The 19,241-nt window shown below is 63.4% G+C and carries 14 protein-coding genes; 5 read left to right on the top strand and 9 right to left on the bottom strand.

Annotated elements, in window-relative coordinates; all coding sequences use genetic code 11:
* Nucleotides 1–172: 172 nt before the first annotated feature.
* Both ACYVHT_RS20715 and ACYVHT_RS20710 read left to right on the top strand, forming a co-directional pair.
* Nucleotides 173–1,066: an AraC family transcriptional regulator gene (locus tag ACYVHT_RS20715; protein ID WP_460556680.1), complete on the top strand. Its 894-nt coding sequence runs from the start codon at nucleotides 173–175 to the stop codon at nucleotides 1,064–1,066.
* A gap of 244 nt (nucleotides 1,067–1,310) precedes the next feature.
* The gene (locus ACYVHT_RS20710) at nucleotides 1,311–2,873 is read left to right on the top strand and encodes a peptide MFS transporter (protein WP_460556677.1); all 1,563 of its coding nucleotides are present in this window, start codon (nucleotides 1,311–1,313) and stop codon (nucleotides 2,871–2,873) included.
* A 74-nt stretch (nucleotides 2,874–2,947) separates the two neighbouring features.
* Here the strand turns inward: ACYVHT_RS20710 and ACYVHT_RS20705 are convergent, their stop codons facing one another.
* On the bottom strand, nucleotides 2,948–4,141 hold the full coding sequence (locus ACYVHT_RS20705) for a T9SS type A sorting domain-containing protein (protein ID WP_460556674.1): 1,194 nt from the start codon (nucleotides 4,139–4,141) through the stop codon (nucleotides 2,948–2,950).
* A gap of 229 nt (nucleotides 4,142–4,370) precedes the next feature.
* On the opposite strand from ACYVHT_RS20705, the gene ACYVHT_RS20700 reads away from it, so the two are divergent.
* The gene (locus ACYVHT_RS20700; protein WP_460556671.1) at nucleotides 4,371–7,130 is read left to right on the top strand and encodes a fibronectin type III domain-containing protein; all 2,760 of its coding nucleotides are present in this window, start codon (nucleotides 4,371–4,373) and stop codon (nucleotides 7,128–7,130) included.
* Between the two features lie 48 nt (nucleotides 7,131–7,178).
* Nucleotides 7,179–7,814, top strand: coding sequence for a response regulator (locus ACYVHT_RS20695; protein WP_460556668.1), 636 nt, complete (start codon nucleotides 7,179–7,181; stop codon nucleotides 7,812–7,814).
* 59 nt (nucleotides 7,815–7,873) lie between these two features.
* Here ACYVHT_RS20695 and ACYVHT_RS20690 read toward each other — a convergent pair whose 3' ends face one another.
* A complete protein-coding gene (locus tag ACYVHT_RS20690) occupies nucleotides 7,874–10,840 on the bottom strand; it encodes a sensor histidine kinase (protein WP_460556665.1) in 2,967 nt (988 codons plus the stop codon).
* A gap of 58 nt (nucleotides 10,841–10,898) precedes the next feature.
* Here ACYVHT_RS20690 and ACYVHT_RS20685 point away from each other — a divergent pair, with 58 nt between their 5' ends.
* On the top strand, nucleotides 10,899–11,303 hold the full coding sequence (locus ACYVHT_RS20685) for a hypothetical protein (RefSeq protein ID WP_460556662.1): 405 nt from the start codon (nucleotides 10,899–10,901) through the stop codon (nucleotides 11,301–11,303).
* An 88-nt stretch (nucleotides 11,304–11,391) separates the two neighbouring features.
* On the opposite strand, the gene groL is transcribed toward ACYVHT_RS20685, so the two are convergent.
* The 7 genes from groL to miaB all read right to left on the bottom strand — a co-directional run bounded on the left by groL (nucleotide 11,392) and on the right by miaB (nucleotide 19,203).
* Nucleotides 11,392–13,038 (bottom strand): chaperonin GroEL, encoded by a 1,647-nt coding sequence (groL, locus tag ACYVHT_RS20680; protein ID WP_460556659.1) that lies wholly within the window; start codon nucleotides 13,036–13,038, stop codon nucleotides 11,392–11,394.
* A 40-nt stretch (nucleotides 13,039–13,078) separates the two neighbouring features.
* On the bottom strand, nucleotides 13,079–13,372 hold the full coding sequence (locus tag ACYVHT_RS20675; protein WP_460556656.1) for a co-chaperone GroES: 294 nt from the start codon (nucleotides 13,370–13,372) through the stop codon (nucleotides 13,079–13,081).
* 262 nt (nucleotides 13,373–13,634) lie between these two features.
* On the bottom strand, nucleotides 13,635–14,042 hold the full coding sequence (secG, locus tag ACYVHT_RS20670; RefSeq protein ID WP_460556653.1) for a preprotein translocase subunit SecG: 408 nt from the start codon (nucleotides 14,040–14,042) through the stop codon (nucleotides 13,635–13,637).
* 26 nt (nucleotides 14,043–14,068) lie between these two features.
* A complete protein-coding gene (locus ACYVHT_RS20665; protein WP_460556650.1) occupies nucleotides 14,069–15,637 on the bottom strand; it encodes a hypothetical protein in 1,569 nt (522 codons plus the stop codon).
* 207 nt (nucleotides 15,638–15,844) lie between these two features.
* Nucleotides 15,845–16,378: an LptE family protein gene (locus tag ACYVHT_RS20660; RefSeq protein ID WP_460556647.1), complete on the bottom strand. Its 534-nt coding sequence runs from the start codon at nucleotides 16,376–16,378 to the stop codon at nucleotides 15,845–15,847.
* Nucleotides 16,359–17,651, bottom strand: coding sequence for a sigma-54 interaction domain-containing protein (locus ACYVHT_RS20655; protein ID WP_460556644.1), 1,293 nt, complete (start codon nucleotides 17,649–17,651; stop codon nucleotides 16,359–16,361). The genes ACYVHT_RS20660 and ACYVHT_RS20655 overlap by 20 nt, the downstream gene beginning before the upstream one ends.
* Before the next feature lie 115 nt (nucleotides 17,652–17,766).
* On the bottom strand, nucleotides 17,767–19,203 hold the full coding sequence (gene miaB, locus ACYVHT_RS20650) for a MiaB/RimO family radical SAM methylthiotransferase (RefSeq protein ID WP_460556641.1): 1,437 nt from the start codon (nucleotides 19,201–19,203) through the stop codon (nucleotides 17,767–17,769).
* Nucleotides 19,204–19,241: the final 38 nt, after the last annotated feature.

Genomic DNA, 19,241 nt, shown 5'->3' with positions numbered 1-19,241 from the left:
CAAACGTTACCAGTGAAACAATTTGTTTTTTTAGCAGGACAAATCGAACCATGAATGGTTGATTTGTGCCTACCGCTGCGAATAGGGCGCCTGAGAAGCCGCCAGGGTGGGAATAATGCAACGCCTGCTTATCTTTAGGTTTGGTTTGTCCCGGTCTTTCGCACCTTTGTCCATGCGCACCGATATTGCCCGCTACAACGGAATCTACGGCGACAGCCGGGCCCAGATTTCGCACGACTACCTGCAAAGTCAGCTCATCGTGCCCCGCCAGCGCCTCACCGACTGGGGCCTGAAGCCACACCTGCACGAAAACCTGTTCCAGCTGTTTTTTCTGGAAAGCGGCCGGGCGGCCTTCGAAGCCACCGAACTGGTGGAGCTGCGCACACCCTGCCTGGTCATCATTCCGGCCAATACCGTGCACGGCTTCACCTTCAGCCCGCAGGTGAAAGGGCGCACGCTCACGCTCTCGGAGGCGCTGCTCGACACCATTCTGCAGGCCACGCCCGGCGTGCTGGTCGAGCTGAACACAGTGCATATTCTGTCGGATTTCAACGCCGAAGTCAGCTTTGCCGATTTGCTGGCGCTGGAGCAGCAGCTGCACGAGGAAATCTATTCGGAGCTGCCGGGCAAGCAGCTGGCTATCAATGGCTATTTTAAGCTGCTGTTTGTGAAGATATTCCGGCTGCTGCACCACAACCGCCGCAAAGAGGAAAGCCCCAACCGCGCCCTGCACTACTTCCGCGAGTTCCAGAAAGCCATTGCCAAGACGGCGCCCTTCGAGAAGAAAATTTCGGATTTCGCCCAGGAATTAAAAATTACACCCGTGCACCTCAACCGCATCTGCCAGGCAGTGAAGGGTAAAACGGCCCAGCAGATTGTGCAGGCGCACACCATCCGCAAGGCCCACAACTACCTCTTATATACCTCGCTCTCGGTGGCTGAAATTGCCTACGAGCTGCAGTTTGTGGACCCCGGCTACTTCACGCGGTTCTTCCGCAAGCAAACCGGCATGGCCCCGGGCGCCTACCGGGCGAAGGCGTACCGGAACGATACGAAAGCTGGCTAGGAGCGCGCTACGGCGCGTTTAGCCAGTGGGGCGGGAGCGGAATGGATTGATTATCACAGATAATGTACCATGACGCAATGCGTCGTGGTGCGTTCCCGACAGCGGCCCAATGCAGGCCCTTGCCCGGCCGTGAAGCTTCACAATGCCGAAACTTTCCTAGATTTACCGTGCCCGCATTGCACTGCTTGCGCAACGGGCCTGGGTTTCGCCTCTCTCAACTCATTTTCTCACCCTAGTTTCCCTTATGCAAACTATTTCTGCTCCCACCGAGCAATCCACCAGCCATCCGCGCGGGCTGTACCTGCTGTTCGCCACCGAAATGTGGGAGCGGTTCAGCTACTACGGCATGCGTGCCGTGCTGGTGCTGTTCCTCACCAAGGCCATGATGATGGACAAGGCCTTCGCATCCAAGTTCTACGGCGGCTACACCAGCCTGGTGTACCTCACGCCGCTTATCGGGGGCTTCATATCGGACCGGTATTGGGGCAACCGGCGCTCCATTCTCACCGGTGGGTTGCTGATGGCGCTGGGCCAGTTCACGCTGTTCTTCTCAGCCTCCAACTACGGCTCGGCCGATACCCATGCCTTCAGCCACTGGATGCTATACCTGGGCCTGGGCGTGATGATTGTGGGCAACGGCTTCTTTAAGCCCAATATTTCCTCGATGGTGGGCTCGCTCTACAGCCCGGCCGACAAGCGCAAAGACGCGGCCTACACCATCTTCTACATGGGCATCAACCTGGGCTCGTTCATCGGCAACACCATCACCAGCCTCATCGGCGACACTGGTAACCCGGCCGACTTCCGTTGGGCCTTCCTGGCCTGCGGCATTGCCATGCTGCTGGGCACGGTCATTTTCAACTGGGGCAAGGGCAAATACCTGCATACGCCCGACGGCGTGCAGGTGGGCGAAACGCCCGTGGAGTCGGGCGGGGTGATGGGTATTTATGCCCTGCTGCCGGTGCTGCTGGCCATCATCCTGGGCATTCTGTGGCTCGATTCGGCCAAGTTTCCCACCATTGCACCGCTGCTCGGCGTAGCCGTGGTGGGCATTGCTTACATGATTTTTAGCGATAAATCCCTGAGCGGAGCCGACATCAAGGGCATCATGGTGATTTTCATCGTGTCATTCTTCGTGGTGTTTTTCTGGGCGGCGTTCGAACAGGCTCCGGCCTCGCTTACCTTCTTTGCCGATGAGCAGATGAACCGAACCATTTTCGGTTTCACGCTGCCGGCCAGTATTTTTCAGAACCTTAACGCCATCTTCGTGGTGGTAGGTGCGCCCATCATGGCTGCCGTCTGGACGGCCCTGGGCCGCCGTGGTGCCGAGCCGCCGTCCCCTCTCAAAATGGCCATTGGCCTGGCCATGCTGGCCGCCGGCTACCTCGTGATGTGCTTCGGCGTACACAACCTGCAGCCCGGCGTGAAGGTGAGCATGTTCTTCCTGGTGGCGCTGTATTTCCTGCACTCGGTGGGTGAGCTTTGCCTGTCGCCCATCGGCCTGTCGCTGGTAAACAAGCTGGCCCCCGCCAAATTTGCCTCGCTGCTGATGGCCGTGTGGTTCCTGGCCAACGCCGCTGCCAACTACCTCGCTGGCTACATGAGCAGCCTGTATCCCGACCCCAAATCGACGGCCCCCGCGCCGGTACTGCTGGGCTTCCACATCACCAATCTCTACGATTTCTTCATGGTATTCGTGGTTTCGGCGGCGGCCGCTGCGGTTATTCTGTTCCTCATCAGCGGCAAGCTGGCCAAGATGATGGACGCCCGCAACTACCCCGCACCAATGGCCATCGAGCAGCCCTAACGAATCGGTTTTCTCCCATTAAAAAAGCCCCGCTGGTACTGCCAGCGGGGCTCTTTTATGCAGTGCAGTCGGCACTACTCCCGCACCAGGCGCAAGATGCTGGCGGCACCTGCGTTGCTCAGTATTTCAAGCAGGTAGGTTCCGGCGGGCAGGCCGTCGAGCACGGGGATGGGCTCGTTGGTGCGGGCCGGGGCCGAAGCTACGACGCGGCCCAGCACGTCGCGCACGGTTAGGCGCAGGGCTTCGTGGCGGCCATCGAGGGCCATCAGCACGGTGGCGGTGGCGGTGCTGCCGGGGTTGGGCACAATGGCCAAACCGGCTGCGGCGGCCGAAAGGCGGCTGGCCAGCAGCGTGCTTTCGGTGGAGTAGTCGGCGGCATTTGGCGTACCAAACAGGCGGCTGTTATAGTACAGGTCGAGCACAGGCTGGGCCGAGCCACTGCGGAAAAACAGGTCGGTGAAGTAAGTCCGCGTCTGGCCCTGCGTGAGGCCCAGGGCGGCGAGTAGCAGTGCCGGAGCCGGGGCGCCGTTCAGGTACATACTGTCTTGCTGCACAATGCGCTCGCGCACCTGCAGCACCGCCAGCGGTGCCGAGCCGGTGCTGCTGCCAGCCACCGGCACGCGCGCCGTGCCCCACCCAGCCACCGAATCGACCTGCACAATGCGCTGGACAATGCGGAACGGGGCCCGGGTCAGGCCCAGCGCCGCCACCGTAAGGATACCGGTGGTGCCGAAGCGCAGGTTGCCGATTTCGCGGCTGCCAGCGGTGAGCGGCAATGGAATGTCGCGGTAGGGCGTGCCGCTGGCCGTGGTGAAGGGAATGGTCTGGCGACTCACCACCACTGAGTCGGTAGAGTTGCCGGTGAGCAATCCCAGCGAGGTAGCCTGCCGCAAAATGGTGCGGCCCAGGCCCAGGCGGCCGGTGCTGTTTAACTGGTAGTAGGAGGTGAAATTGTAGCTGAAGCTGCCCAGGGCAGCCGTACGGGCGCGGGCCCACTGCGCGGTGGCGAAGGGGCTGCCGCTCGGCACCGGCAGGTAGGCAATGGTGTAGGGCGCGCCGGCTGCAGTGAGGGTGCGGTAGTCCCAGGTTTGGCTGGCCCCGGTGGGGGTAGCGGTCATGCCGGCCGGCAGGTTGGCATCCTGGTAGCGCTCCACGGTGCCGACGGCGGCCGGAAAATTGCTCTGCGTGAGCGTAATGGGCGTTTGGGCCAGGGCCGCCAGCGGGCCAATGCCCAGGATGAAAGCGGGGAAGAGTCGATGTTTTTTCATGGACTGAGGAATTGCAGATAACGGAAGCTGATGAAGAGGGCTGAAGCGTAAGGCGATGCAAATTTTCCGGCTCTACAGGCCAGGCTGCAAGCGGGGGCTGTACCGCATTTGGGGAGGGGCAATACCCGCAAATGCGGTACAGCCCCCGCTTGGATGGGAAGGACGAGCCAGGGGAATTTTGCGGGCAGTTGCAGTCCTGCTGTCGTTTTCTGCATCTTTAATCGCCTCTATGCTCACTTTTACTGTTCGGCTTTTTAGCCGCTTCCTGCTTGCCGGCAGCCTGCTTATGGCCGCCCAGGCGCACGCCCAAGCCCCTGCCAACGACGACTGCGCCGGAGCCATCGTCCTGCCGGTAGCCCCGGTTGGCAGCGGCTGCACCCCATTCACGGCCTCCAACGCCAACGCCACGGACACGCCCGGCCTGGCCGACCCCACCTGCGCGGCCTACTACCAGGGCGGCGACGTGTGGTACACCCTCACCGTGCCCGCGTCCGGCAACCTGCAGATAACCAGCAGCGCGGTGGCCGGCAGCCCCGTCGACGACACCCAGCTCACGCTCTACAGCGGCAGTTGCGGCACGCTGAGCGAAGTGGGCTGCAACGAGGACATCGACTGGAATAATTACTTCTCCCGCCTGGTGGCGAGTGGCCTCACGCCCGGCCAGGTGCTCTACCTACGGGCCAGTACGTACGGCAATTACACCCAAGGTCAGTTTGGCCTGTGCGTGCAGGAAATTCCGCCCTGTGGTGCGCCCACGGGCGTGGCTGTGAGCGGCATCAGCGCCACCAAAGCCACGATTAGCTTCGTGCCGAACGCGCTGGCCACCGGCTACACCATCACCTACACGCCCGTCGGCGGCTCGGCCCAAACGACGACGACCAGCGGCTCTCCCCAGCAAATTACCGGCCTGCTGCCCGCCACGGCCTATACCGTGGACGTTTCCAGCGACTGCGGCAGCAGCCAGCCGACCAGCGCCTCGGTCAGCTTCACTACCGGCCCCGCACCGGCCAACGACGACTGTGCCGGTGCCATTGCCCTGCCCGTGGGCCTGGCCTGCACGGCCCCCCCGGTGGTGATGACCGAAGGGGCCAGCGCCAGCACCGGCGTGGCCGACCCCAGCTGCGCCAACTACCAGGGCAGCGACTTGTGGTACACCGTCACGGTGCCGGCCAATGGCATCATCATGCTCGAAACCAGCGAGAGCAGCAGCAACGTGTACAACACCGGCCTGGCCGTGTACGCCGGCACCTGTGGCAGCCTGACGCCGCTGACCTGCGACGACAACGGCAGCGGCGTGAGCTATTCCTACGTGCGCCTGACCGGCCGCACGCCCGGCGAAGTGCTCTACGTGCGGGCCTGGATAGCCGGCAACTACCAGCACGATACCTTCGCCCTCTGCGCCACCACCGACGATGCCCTGCCCACCACCACCTGGACCGGCACCAGCAGCGGCAACTGGTTTGATGCGGCCAACTGGAGCGCGGGCGTACCCACGGCCCTCACCAACGCCTCGGTGCTCAACACCGGCGGCATTGCTCACTGGCCCAGCCTGAGCACCAGCGCCACGGCCGAGGTACACACGCTGAGCATCGACAAGTACACGCAGTTCAGCTTTTTGAGCGGGACGCTGGCCGTGTCGGGCAACCTGCTTTGCCGCGAGCCTTACGCCAGTTTCCTCAATTCGTCGGACCCTTCTGCGGTGGTGGGCGGCACGGTGGAGCTGCGCGGCAGTGCGCCGCAGCAGGTGTCGGGCCTGGGTGAGCTGTACGACCTGCGCATGAGCTCGACCAGCACGGCCACGCTCACTTCCCAGCTGCGCCTCGACCACCGCCTCACGATGGACGGTGGCGTTCTGAACACCGGCCGGGTCTGGATTGAGCTGTACAACGACAATTTGTTCGCGGGCGAATTCTTCTCTTCGGCCCAGCTGGTGCACGAGTCGGAAACCAGCTACGTGGTCGGCCGCATTCAAACCAACCGCGCCGTGGGCCAGGGCGTGGCCGAAGACTTCAGCGGCCTGGGCCTGACGCTTTCTACCAGCAGCAGCAACACGCCCGGCGGGGTCCGGCTCAACCGCTACACCGGCACGGCCCAGCCCGGCGTGAATGGCCGCGCCGGCATCCTGCGCTACTACGTGGCCGACCTCGGGGGGCCCGACAGCGGCTTCGACCTGACGATGGATTTCCACTACTTCGCCCACGAGCGCAACGGCATTGCCGCCGCAGATTTGCGCCCTTTCAGCAGCCCGCTGACCGGCAGCAATTCCTACACGCCCGGCACGCCCACCGGCCCCTGGACCGCCGAAGCCGTGAGCGCCCGGCTGGCCCCGGTCGCGCCCGATTCGGCCGGTACCATCCGCCTCACGGGCCTCACGCACCTCTCGGGCTGGACGCTGAGCGGCCCCGCGCCTACGCCGCTGCCCGTGGAGCTGAGCAGCTTTGCCGTAGCCGCCAGCGGCCCCGATGCCGTGCTGCGCTGGACTACCGCCTCCGAGCGCAACAACCGGTATTTTGAAGCCGAGGTGAGCCGCGATGGTGCCACGTTCACGCCCATCGGCCGGGTGGCTGGGCACGGCACCACGCAGGCGGCCCAGGCGTATAGCCTGCGCCACGCGGCCATTGCCAGCTACGGCGCGGCGCAGCTCTACTACCGTTTGCATCAGGTTGACAATGACGGCGCGGGCAGCTATTCGCCGGTGCGAACCCTGACCGTGGCCCCGGCGGCCGAGGGCCGCGCCGAAGCCAGCGCCTTCCCCAATCCCTTTACCCAAAATCTGGCCGTGCGGGTGGTAGCGCCGGCCGCCGGTCTGGCGCAGCTGGTGCTGCACGACCTGATGGGCCGCGAAGTGCTGCGCCAAACCACCCACCTGCCCGCTGCTGGCTTGCAAGACCTAACCGTAGCCAACGCGGCCCAGCTGCCGGCCGGCCTCTACCTGCTCACCGTGGCGCTGCCCGGCCAAACGGTACAGCTGCGCGTCAGCCGGCAATAGGTTATATCTGCAAATGTGCTCATTCGCCCCACGTGCTACCTTGCCGCTATGACTCCCATCCGCCTGGCCATTGTTGAAGACGACCCCGAAGTGCGCGAGCTGCTGCACGACTACCTGTGCCGTCAGCCCGAGCTGGAGTGTGTGTTGGTAGCAGATTCGGTGGAGGCCTTCCTGCGCGAGCTGCCCGACGTGCGCCAGTCGCCCGAAGTCATTCTGCTCGACATTCACCTGCCCGGCCTCAGCGGCATTGAAGCCCTGCCCATCATCAGGCAGCGCCTGCCCGATGCCGACGTGCTCATGCAAACCGTGTTCGACGATGCCGACCGCATCTACCAGGCCCTGTGCGCGGGGGCCAGCGGCTACGTGCTCAAAAACACGCCCCTGCCCGAGCTGAAAGCCGCCGTGCTGGAAGTGCAGCGGGGCGGTGCGCCCATGAGCCGGGCCGTGGCGCGCAAGGTGCTGGCCCATTTCAAGCCCAATCCCTCGGTGCAATCCGACCTGCTATCGGCCCGCGAGCGCGAAGTGGTGCAGGCCATCATCGACGGGCTGGGCGATAAGCAGGTGGCCGCCCGCCTGGATTTATCGGTCGAAACCGTGCGCACTTACGTCAAGCGCATCTATAAGAAGCTCCAGGTAAACGGCCGCACGGAGCTGGTGAGCCGGGCAGTACGTGGGCATTTGTAGGGGAGCTCATGTAAGCAGCGCATCACGCTGGGCATGATGTTTTCTACCACTCAATCCTCCTAAAACGGCACCACCAGCTCCACCCAAAACCCTCCATCCGGCCCCGGCCCGGCTGCCAGCGTGCCCCGCAAAGCAGCAGCCCGCTGCTTCATATTGCGCAGGCCCATGCCGCTGCGGGACGTGCCGGCCGCCTCGCCATTATTGCGCAGGGTGAGGCGCAGCTGGCCGGTTTCGCGGGCCAGCGTCACCCATAAGTCAGTGGCATGGTGGGCATGGCGGGCGGCGTTGGTCACGGCTTCTTTAAACACGAGGTAGAGGTGCTGGCGCAGCTCGGGGGGCAGGGCCAGGTGGTCGGGGAGGTGGGTGATGCTGAGGTGGGTGTTGAGGCCGGCGGGGCGGGCGGTCTGGTCGAGGTGGTCGCGCATGCGGTCAAGGAGCGCCCCGGCGGTATCGGCTTGCGCGTCGATGCCCCACACGATGTCGCGCATGGTGCTGGCGGCGGCGCGGCTGTTGGTCAGCAGGCGGTCGAGGGCCGGGCTGGGGTTGGGCTGGGTATGCGACAGCAGCTCGGCCTGCATGCTCACGCGGGCCAGCAGGGTGCCCACTTCGTCGTGCAAATCGGCGGCAATGCGATTGCGCAGGCGCTCGGTGTGCTGCACGCGCGCCACGCGACGGCGGTGGATGACATAGAACCCGGCGACCACCGCGCTGGCCGCCAGCAGCCAGGTCCAGGGCTGCCGCCACCACAGCGCTTCTACCCGCAGCGGGATGCGCAGGTGGTTCTGGGCCGCCTCGCCCCGCCCCGAAATTCCCCGCGCTTCAATGGTGTAAGTGCCCGCCGGCAGTCCCTGCAATGCCAGCACATGCGTGGTGCCCAGCGTGCGCCAGCGCGGGTCGCCGGCCCCCAGCAGGCGGTATTGAAACCGGGCCCGCTCCGGCGTGAGGTAGTCGGTCAGGGCCAGGCTCAATTCCAGAAAAGCATCGTGCGGGGCCAGCGTGAGGGCCGGTGTGCGGCGGCCCGCGAGGTAGAAGGTTTGGGTGGTATCAAGCGCACTCAAATGCTGAGTATAGCCTGTGAGCAGTAGCTGCGGGACTTTCGGCAGCGTGGTTTGCGCCACGGTGGGATTCACGCGGCACACCCCGCCCACACCGCCAAAATACAGCGTGCCATCGGGGGCACGGTAGGCCGAAAGTCGGTTAAACTCGGCATCGGCGAGGCCGTCTTCCTCCGTGAGCAGGGTGAGGCGGCGGGTGCGTAGGTTGTAGCGCAGCAGGCCGGTGTAGGTACCGCACCACAGCTCGTCGGGCCCGCCGGGCTGGATGGTGGCCACGGTGTTGCTGGTCAGGCCATTTTCGGTGGTGAGGCGGCGCACCAGTCCCCGGGTTGGGTTGAGCAGCTGCAGGCCCTGGTCGCGGGTGCCCAGCCACACCTCGCCCTGCGGCGTGGGCCAGAGGCAGAGCACATCGTCGGCGGGCAGCAAATGCGGGCCGGTTTCCGTGGTGCCGTAGTGGGTCAGGGCGTGGGTTTCGGGATTGAGGCGGTAGAGGCCGTGCCTGGTGGCCAGCCAGAGCAGCCCATCGGGCCCGGCGGCCAGCTTCTGAATTTCCTGCCCGGCCAGCGCCCGCGCCACCGCCGAATCGGGATAGGGCCGGGCCTTCTGGTTCACGGCATCGAGCACGTAGAGGCCCCGGGTGGTGCCGCCCCACAGCCGGCCGCGCGGGTCGCGCAGCACGCACAGGCTGCTGGTAAACTCGCCGGTGGTGCCCGTCCAGGCCAGGCGCGTCACCTGCCCGGTGTGCGGGGTGAGCTTGCCAAACGCATGGTTTTCTTCCGAAAAAAGCACCTGCCCGGTGGGCGCAATGGCCACATCCAGCAGCACTGCATCCGTGGGGCGTCCATCCTCGCTCAGGGGGAGCGGATGCAGCGGCGCCCGCGGGCTATCGGCGGCCTGCACCAGCGTGGCCCCGTAGGCGCCCACCAGCAACCGCCCATCGGGCAGGCGGCTGATGACGCGGGTGCTGTAGCTGGGCAGCGGCCGGCTCGGCACTAATTCGATGGCTGCCCCGGCCGCCCGCTCCTTAAAACAGCCGCGCTGCCCCGTGCTGGCGCTCCAGCGCAGCCCACCGGCGTCGGTGTACACGGTGTATTGCCGACTGAGCTGGCCTTCGCGCTCAAACGCCACCGGGTGCTGCGCCACGGTGGGCAGGCGCTGGCCGGGCTTCCAGCTGAGCTGCACCAGTTGGCGGGCCACCACCCATTGCCAGCCGTGCGGCGTAGGGCCGGGAGCAAAATTGTTGACATCCGGCCCTGGCAACCAGCGCAACACCTCGCGCAGCGAGCCATCGGGCCGGGCCTCATACAGCGCATTCGAGCCCATGAGCTGGAGCGGCTGCGTGCCCGCCACGGGCTGCAACTCGCCCCGCATCTGCACCCGTTCCGCTGCAATGCCCGCTGCCGTGCCATGCCCCAGCTCGTGCAGCACCGACACCACCCACACACTCGCCGCTCCATCAGGGTGCAGCCAGGTGGCCGGGGCCCTCAGGCCCGAGGGGACGGCCTGCGCGGGCAGCTGCCCGCCGGGCAGACGGGCCAGTTGGTTGTCGTAGCTCACCCAGATGTCGTGGGAGCGCGGGTGCTGCACCAAGGCATACACATGCGTCGGCGCGGTGCCCCGGCCCGGCAGCGGCACCGGCATCAGCCGCTGGCCCTGCAGGCAAAACAAGCCCTGCGCACTGCCAATCCACAGCCCTTGCTGCTCATCAAATACCAACGCCTGTGCATAGCCGATGGCGGCCGGGGCCGGCGTGGCGGTAAGGGCCGCCAGGGGCACCAGCTCGTAGCCATCGTAGCGAAATACGCCCTCATCGGCCGCCACCCACAGCAGCCCGGCGGCATCTTGCACCATCTGGTGGATGAGCAGGCGGCCCAGCAGTGGGTCGCGCCGCCAGGTCTGCGCCTTCCCGGCGCGGTCCGCCACCAGCAGCCCCAGCAGCAACACCAGAAATCGAAAGGAAAAGAAACGCACAGCCAGCCAAAAATACCGGCTAAAATAGCAAGCAAGCCTCGCCCGGCCCAATCCAATAGTGAAGCCATCCGACCAGTTGCCGCCAGCACGAAGCCGAGGATTCCAACCGCTCGCCAACGGCTTCCGGACTAAATGCCTAAGACGCAAAAAAGCGCTGCCGCCTAAGCAGCAACGATTCTTCTCTATCTTCGATGCAAATGCTATCGCACTGCCAATGTCCCTAAGACTCCATCGTTCCCTGCAGGTACTGGCGGCACTTGCCTTCCTGTTTTGCGCGCTGGGCATTGTAAGCACAATGGTTAGCCTTAAATACGAAACGGAAGCCAGCAACTGCATTTCAACAGTAGATGGTCGCGATTTATGCCAGGCGCTTCATTACAACTGGATTGGATTAGGCGCTGCGGTTGTCTTCATCGTGGCGCTATCGTTTTTGAAAATTAAAGCCATTAAGCCCCAAAAATAGATGGCTGGCTTCCGCAAAAAAAGCCCCGCTGGCACTGCCAGCGGGGCTTTTTCCTGAACTAACAGCAAGGGGCTGCCAGCGGCTCGGCTTACATCATGCCGCCCATGCCACCCATTCCGCCCATGCCGCCGTCGCCGTGGCTATGGCCGGCCTCTTTGGGCTCGGGCTCGTCCGAAATCACGGCTTCGGTCGTCAGCAGCAGGCCGGCGATGGAAGCAGCGTTTTCGAGGGCCAGACGGGTCACCTTGGTCGGGTCGATGATGCCAGCGGCCACCAGGTTCTCGTACCGGTCTTCGCGGGCATTGTAGCCGTAGTCGCCTTTGCCGTCGCGTACCTTCTGCACCACCACCGAGCCTTCGCCGCCGGCGTTGGCCACGATGGTGCGCAGGGGCGCTTCCAGGGCGGTGCGGATGATGTTCACGCCGGTGCGCTCGTCCGCGTTGAGGGTGTCAACGGCTTCGAGAGCATCGAGGGCGCGCACCAGGGCCACGCCGCCGCCGGGCACCACGCCTTCCTCCACGGCAGCGCGGGTGGCGTGCAGGGCATCGTCCACGCGGTCTTTCTTCTCCTTCATTTCCACCTCGGTGCTGGCACCGATGTAGAGGATGGCTACGCCGCCGCTCAGCTTGGCGAGGCGCTCCTGCAGCTTCTCCTTGTCGTAGTCGCTGGTGGTGGTTTCCATCTGGGCCTTAATCTGGGCCACGCGGCCGCTGATGGCGTCTTTCGAGCCCTTGCCGTTTACGATGGTGGTGTTGTCCTTATCGATGATGATTTTCTCGGCCGTGCCCAGGTATTCCAGGGTCGCGTTTTCGAGCTTGTAGCCCTGCTCTTCGCTGATGACGGTACCGCCCGTGAGGGTGGCAATGTCTTCGAGCATGGCCTTGCGGCGGTCGCCGAAGCCAGGAGCTTTCACAGCCGCAATTTTCAGCGAGCCGCGCAGCTTGTTCACCACCAGCGTAGCGAGAGCTTCACCGTCCACATCTTCCGAGATGATGACGAGGGGCTTGCCAGTCTGAAGAACCTGCTCCAATACGGGCAGGAGCTCCTTCATGGTGCTCACTTTTTTGTCGTAGATGAGCACGTAGGGCGAGTCAAACTCCACCTCCATTTTCTCCGGGTTGGTCACGAAGTAGGGGGAGAGATAGCCGCGGTCGAACTGCATGCCTTCTACCGTTTTCACTTCGGTTTCGGTGCCGCGGGCTTCTTCTACCGTAATGACGCCTTCCTTGCCCACTTTATCCATGGCGTCGGCAATCATTTTGCCGATTTCCATGTCGTTGTTGGCCGAGATAGCGCCTACCTGGGCAATTTCCGCCGAGTTTTCAATCTTTTTCGACTGCGACTTCAGGTTGGCCACCACGGCGATAACCGCCTTGTCGATGCCGCGCTTCAGGTCCATCGGGTTGGCCCCGGCGGCCACGTTTTTCGAGCCGGCGGTGTAGATGGCCTGGGCCAGTACGGTAGCCGTGGTGGTGCCGTCGCCAGCCTGGTCGGCCGTTTTCGAGGCCACTTCTTTCACGAGCTGAGCGCCCATGTTTTCAATCGGGTCGCGCAGCTCAATTTCCTTGGCCACGGTCACGCCGTCCTTGGTGATGGAGGGAGCGCCGAATTTCTTATCGATGATGACGTTGCGGCCTTTGGGGCCGAGGGTCACTTTCACGGCGTTCGCCAGTTTGTTCACACCGGCCTGCAAACGGGCGCGGCCTTCGGTGTCGAATTGGATGTTCTTAGCCATTTTCAGGGAAAATACTTGAGTTTGTGAAGATGATTGTGGATTAGATTTTAATGAGGAGAATATCTTCCTCTTTAATAATCAAGTAATCCTCACCTTCAATGGTGATTTCAGTGCCGGCATATTTACCGTAGAGGACCGTTTCTCCAACCTTACGTTGGGTTGGAATCAAAACACCTTGTGGAGAAAACTTCCCTTCACCAACTGCTACGATTTCGCCGCGTTGTGGCTTCTCTTTAGCAGTATCAGGAATAATAATTCCAGACTTCGTTTTCTCTTCAGCAGCAGCGGGGCGTACCACCACTTTGTCTGCATTAGGCTTATAGTCCAGTGCCATTTTGGGTGTATTTGGGTTGAATTAAGTGGAAATCTTTTGTGTTCGGCCCTGCGTCACTTCTCGTGCCAGCCCTACAAACCTGACAAAATGGACACATTCCGACGCTGCCAGGTGGCAGAAGTGGCGGATGCGGCCGCCGCTGCTACCAATTAGGCAGCAGCCAACCGGCCTGAAGCCCGGGATGGTAAGCAAAGAAAAAGCCGATGCCTCCGCAAGGGAGACATCGGCTTTCTCAAAACGAATAGCGCCGGTAGCGCTGCAGTTAGTTCTTGTCGGCCGGGGCGGGAGCCGGAGCCGGCTGCTCGGTCGGAGCCGTGGCGGGCGCGGTGCTGGCACCAGCCGGCGCCTGCGCGGCCGGGGCCGGGCCGGTCGGAGCCGTAGGAGCGGGCAGCTTGGTTTCCAAAGCGCGCTGCTGGTTCACGCTGCGCACCGGGCCACCGCCCGTCGAGGTAAGCATGTGCGAACCGAGCGACAGCACAACCAGGCCGATGGCGAAGCCCCAGGTGAGTTTTTCGAGCAGGTCGCCGGTGCGTTTCACGCCCATCATGCTGGCGGCCCCGCCGGCGCTGAACTGGCTGGAAATTCCGCCGCCTTTGGGGTTTTGGGCCAGCACCACGAGGGCCAGCAGGAAACACACAACGAGAATGAGAATGATGAGAGCGACGAACATGAAAGGGGAAAAGCTAAAGCTGCGAATTACGCAGAAGGTTGCAAAGACTGAATTTGGGCTGCAAAGTACGCCATTTTTTCCGGCTGCTTCACCATGAGCTTTTCATAAATCTCAATGGCGCGGGCAATTTTCCCCTGTCGCACGAAAATACGGGCCAGGTTTTCGGAAACCAGGTCGGGGGCGGCGTTGGTGCTGCGGGCGCTCAGGTCGGTCTGCCCGCCGGTGGTGGGGGGCAGCATGGCCGGCCGAGTGAGACGCGGCTGGCGCTTGAGGAAGTTGTTAATCAGGTCGAGCGATGAGGGCTGGGCCGGCGGTGGCGGGCAGTGCGTGGCCCAGTGGTCGAGCAGCAGCGGGTCGGGCTCGAAATAGGTGCCGGTGGGCGGCAGCGCCATGGCCGGCGGCTGAGCAGCGGCTACTACGGCCGTGGCAGCTTCGGCCGCTTCGGCCTGGGCGGCCAGCAGGTCCAGCAGCTGCATGGAAAGTCCCAGGCGGCTGCTTTCACCGAAAGAATAGCCCACGGCTGCATCGCCGGTGAAGGCGGCAGGCGTGAAAGCGGGCTCCAGAGCCTCCTCGGTTGCGGGGAGCAGCGCGCCGATGCTGCCGAGGCTGAGCGTAACCGCTGAGGCGGCAAACTCATCTACCAGGCCCGGCAGCTCATAAGTGGGCACCACTGCCGGCGGCGGCTCCGCTAAGCCGAACTCAAAGCGCGCCTCGCCAACCTCCACGGGCGGCCGGATGGCGGGCGCCTGCGCCGGCAAATCGGCTTCGTCAGGCATTGGTTCTGGCGCCAGGCTGTCCTCCGGCGCGGTTTCCGCAGCCTGAGCAGCCGATTGAATGCTAACGCCTTTCTGGTCAACCAAATCGACGGGTGTGATGGCCGCTGGCTGGGGTGCGGATGGTGCCGTCAGGGGTTCTGGGGTGCTGATAAGCGGCGGCGCTACCGGCAGGGGGGCTTCCGCTACAGGTGCTTCGGTTGGGGCCTCTGACGCTTGGGCAATGGCGGGCAGCGGCGCTTCGACGGGCAGCTCCAGGGCTGGCGTGTCGGAAATAAAAAGTATTTCCGGAGCCACAACGGCCGGAGCCAGCACCGCCGGAACCGGCTCCGCAGCAACGGCCACCGGGAGCTCCGGTGCGGCGGCTTCTTCAGCGGCTTCCGCAACCACTGCCGGTGCGGCTGCCGGGGCTGCTTCGGGAATAGGGGTGGGCACCGGTGCTGGTACTTCCGGCGCGCTGGCTACGGGGGCCGGAGTCGGAAGAGCGGCTGGCGTGGCCAAAGCAGCTGGCTGGGGCCGGGCCGGCTCCGCCATTTCGGCGGGCGCAGCGAGGGCCGCTGCCTGAGGGGCAGGTTCGATGGCCGCAGGCTCTACCAGCTCAATGAGGCGGCGCAGCAGGGTGCGGTCGGCGGCGTAGGTGGCGGCGCGGCGCAGGCGCTGGCCGGCCAGCATGGTGCCCTGGTCGTGGGCGGCTTTGGCCAGCAGCAGGTGGGCCGTTTGGCAGTACGGAAACGCCTGGGCCAGCTGTTCAAGCTCGCGCACTTCGGCCGGGCCGAGGGCCGTGGGACGGTCGAGAACGTGCAGGAGCGTGGCGCGGGTCACGGGGAGGGGGTAGCGTAAATAAGGGCCGTTGTCAGGGATTGAAATGGCCTGAAATCCGGATGGCAGGTGCGTTAGCGGGGCGCAACATTACGCTAATTTACGCAAATAGCCGCGCTGCTTTCTCGTAAAAAAATCGGCATTCCCGGTAAAACAGCGGCGGCTCACCACCCGGTGAGCCGCCGCTGTATGGGCCAACTGATTCGGCGCTTACCAGTTAGCCACCGACTTATTGAAAATGTCGGTAATGATTTTATCCGTGGTGGTCTTCACGGCACTCGGGTCGTTGTTGATGGTGGCGATGTTGCGATTGGAGGCGTAGTCGTCGAAATTCTGAAACACCTGCTCGAAGCTCTGCTTGTCGTCCTTTGTATTGGTGAAGCGGATTTTGACCTGAATGGTGAGGCGGTTGGAGCCGGCCTGGTCCACGCCGTTAACCTTCTGAATGGAAGCCGGCGCAAAATCGTAGGCCACAATGTTGCCATCGAATTGCAGGTCGCCGTCGCGCGGCACCAGTTTGAGGTTGGTGTTGCGCTGGAAGTAGTCCTTTAAGTCCTCGGTGAAGCGCTGCGTGAGAAAAGCCGGTCCCTGCGGGGCATTGTTCGTGATGGTGGCAATGGAAATGGTGCGCACCGCCGGGTCGATGTTGGTGCCGTTGAAGGAGTAGATGCCGCAGCCGCTGAGCAAAAAGCAGAGCGCAAACAGCGGCAGGCAGGCGGCTCTACTAAACTTGCTCCAGGTCATATTGCTTCAGTTTGCGGTACAGCGTGCGTTCCGAGATGCCCAGGTCGTGGGCGGCGTACTTGCGCTTGTTGTTGTGCTTTTTCAGGGCCTTAAGAATCATCTCGCGCTCCTTGATGTCGAGGGAAAGCGTTTCCTCCTCGGTTTCGTGCGGAATGTCCTCCACGGGCGTGGCATCCTCGTAGCTCGTGGCGGGCTCGCTGTTGTAAGGGCCGGAAGCCGGCGGCAGGAAGTATTCGGCCCCCGGGCTGCTCTCAAACGCGCCGGGCGCCGCCGTATTGTTGAACAGGTGGCTGTTCTGGCGCAGCAATTCCTGGGCCTCGTGGGGGCGCTGGCCGGTGGCCAGCTCCAGCACCATCTTCTTGAGGTCGGTCATGTCGCGGCGCATATCGAACAGGATTTTATAGAGCAAATCCCGCTCCGAGTAGCCGGCGGCCGAGCCATCGGGGGCACCCGGCCCGAGGAGCATGGGCAGGCGGCTGGCCTGGTCCTGCGGCAGGTAGGGCGCGAGGCGGCGGGCATCCACGTCGCGGTCGGTTTCGAGCACCGACATCTGCTCGGCAATGTTCTTGAGCTGGCGGATGTTGCCGGGGAAGCGGAAGCGCGTGAGCACCGGCACCGCGTCGGGCGTGAGCGTAATGGGCCGCGTCCGGTATCGCTCCGCTGCATCGGAAGCAAACTTCCTGAACAATAAGTAAATATCATCGCCGCGCTCACGCAGCGGTGGCACCGTGATGGGCACCGTATTGAGGCGGTAGTAGAGGTCTTCGCGGAAGGTGCCGGCCTGCACGCGGTCAAGCAGATTCACGTTGGTCGCCGCCACTACGCGCACATCGGTTTTCTGGACTTTAGAAGAGCCGACGCGGATAAACTCGCCATTCTCCAGCACGCGGAGCAGGCGGGCCTGGGTGCCGAGCGGCATCTCGCCGATTTCGTCCAAGAAAATAGTGCCGCCGTTGGTTACCTCGAAGTAGCCCTTGCGGGCCTCATTCGCCCCCGTGAAAGAGCCTTTCTCGTGGCCAAACAGCTCCGAGTCGATGGTGCCTTCGGGAATGGCGCCGCAGTTGATGGCAATGAACTGCCCGTGCTTGCGCGGCGACAAGGCGTGGATAATCTTGGAAAACGACTCCTTGCCCGACCCGCTTTCGCCGGTGATGAGCACCGTCATATCCGTAGGCGCCACCTGGGCGGCCACCTGAATGGCGTAGTTCAGCGCCGGCGCATTGCCGATGATGCCGAACCGGAGCTTGATGGATTGAATTTCGGAAGGTGTCAAAGGAAAAGCAGAATGAATAAAATGGGAGGAACGCGCCACGGTGCGTTCTTGCCTGGGAATGCCTCTAAAACAGCGCGGGAGGGTGCGCAGTTACCGAACGCGCCGTGGCGCGTTCCTACACAATCTCGCCCAGCAGGGCTGCGCCGGTGGTGCTGGTGGCCAGCACGTTTACATAATCGCCTTTTTGGGCGGTGCCCTTCAGGAAAATCACCACCTGGTTCTGGTCGTTGCGGCCGCTCAGGTGTTCGGCCGAGCGTTTGGAGGGGCCTTCCACCAGCACCTGATGCACTTTGCCCACCATGCGGGCGTAGCGGGCGCGGGCGTGCAGCTGCTGGCGGTCGATGATTTCCTGCAGGCGGCGCTTCTTGGTTTCGAGCGGAATATCGTCGGCCAGCTTGCGGGCGGCCAGCGTGCCGGGGCGCTCCGAGTAGAAGAAGTTGTAGGCCATGTCGTACTTCACCAGGTCGAGCAGGCTGAGCGTGTCCTGGTGCTCCTCCTCGGTTTCGGAGCAGAAACCGGCAATCATGTCGGTCGAGATAGCGCAGTCGTCGCCCAGAATCTCGCGGATTTTCGCCACCCGCTCCTCGTACCAGGGCCGGTCGTAGGTGCGGTTCATCAGGGCCAGCACGCGCGAGTTGCCGCTCTGCGCCGGCAGGTGAATGTACTTGCAGATGTTGGCGTAGCGGGCCATCGTGTGCAGCACCTCGTCGGTAATGTCCTTGGGGTGCGAGGTGGAGAAGCGCACGCGCAGCGCGGGGCTGATGAGGGCCACGCGCTCCAGCAGCTGGGCGAAGTTGACGTGCTCGGTGCCGTCGGCCGAGGCCCACTTGTAGGAGTCCACGTTCTGGCCCAGCAGCGTCACTTCCTTGTAGCCGGCCGCTACCAGCGCGCTGGCTTCCTGAATGATGCTGTGCGCGTCGCGGCTGCGCTCACGGCCCCGTGTGAAGGGCACCACGCAGAACGAGCACATGTTGTCGCAGCCGCGCATGATGCTGATGAAGGCCGACACGCCGTTCGAATTCAACCGTACCGGCGTGATGTCGGCGTAGGTTTCCTCGCGGCTCAGCAGCACGTTCACGCCCTTCTGGCCGCCATCCACCTGGCTGATGAGGCCGGGCAGGTCGCGGTAGGCATCGGGGCCCACCACGAGGTCCACAATCTTCTCTTCTTCCAGAAACTTGCTTTTCAGGCGCTCGGCCATGCAGCCCAGCACGCCCACCAGCATGCCGGGCCTGCGCTTTTTGTGCGAGTTAATCTGCTTGAGGCGCATGCGTACCGTTTGCTCGGCCTTCTCGCGGATAGAGCAGGTGTTGAGCAGCACGAGGTCGGCGTTGGCCAGGTCGTCGGTGGTATCGAACCCTTCGTCGAACAGGATACTGGACACGATTTCGGAGTCCGAGAAATTCATCTGGCAGCCGTAGCTCTCAATGTAGAGCTTGCGCTGGCGGCCGGTGCGGGTAGCGGCCGTCACGCGCACGTCGCCGCTGGGCGTAGCCTCGGCGGTGGGCGCGGCTTTGTCTAAAAAATCAAGGGTTAACAGGGGTTGGGCCATATTCTAAACGCGTTTCGGCGGACAACAAAGATACGGTG

The organism is Hymenobacter daeguensis (assembly GCF_054780555.1).
The sequence above is the reverse complement of the archived record's forward strand: the minus strand, read 5'-3'. Positions and strand labels throughout refer to the sequence as shown.

Bases quoted from the DNA above. Each gene is read 5' to 3' on its own strand.
- ACYVHT_RS20705 (WP_460556674.1), bottom strand. From the start codon at position 4,141: ATGAAAAAACATCGACTCTTCCCCGCTTTCATCCTGGGCATTGGCCCG.
- miaB (WP_460556641.1), bottom strand. From the start codon at position 19,203: ATGGCCCAACCCCTGTTAACCCTTGATTTTTTAGACAAAGCCGCGCCC.
- ACYVHT_RS20700 (WP_460556671.1), top strand. From the start codon at position 4,371: ATGCTCACTTTTACTGTTCGGCTTTTTAGCCGCTTCCTGCTTGCCGGC.
- ACYVHT_RS20710 (WP_460556677.1), top strand. From the start codon at position 1,311: ATGCAAACTATTTCTGCTCCCACCGAGCAATCCACCAGCCATCCGCGC.
- ACYVHT_RS20675 (WP_460556656.1), bottom strand. From the start codon at position 13,372: ATGGCACTGGACTATAAGCCTAATGCAGACAAAGTGGTGGTACGCCCC.
- ACYVHT_RS20660 (WP_460556647.1), bottom strand. From the start codon at position 16,378: ATGACCTGGAGCAAGTTTAGTAGAGCCGCCTGCCTGCCGCTGTTTGCG.
- ACYVHT_RS20715 (WP_460556680.1), top strand. From the start codon at position 173: ATGCGCACCGATATTGCCCGCTACAACGGAATCTACGGCGACAGCCGG.
- secG (WP_460556653.1), bottom strand. From the start codon at position 14,042: ATGTTCGTCGCTCTCATCATTCTCATTCTCGTTGTGTGTTTCCTGCTG.
- groL (WP_460556659.1), bottom strand. From the start codon at position 13,038: ATGGCTAAGAACATCCAATTCGACACCGAAGGCCGCGCCCGTTTGCAG.
- ACYVHT_RS20695 (WP_460556668.1), top strand. From the start codon at position 7,179: ATGACTCCCATCCGCCTGGCCATTGTTGAAGACGACCCCGAAGTGCGC.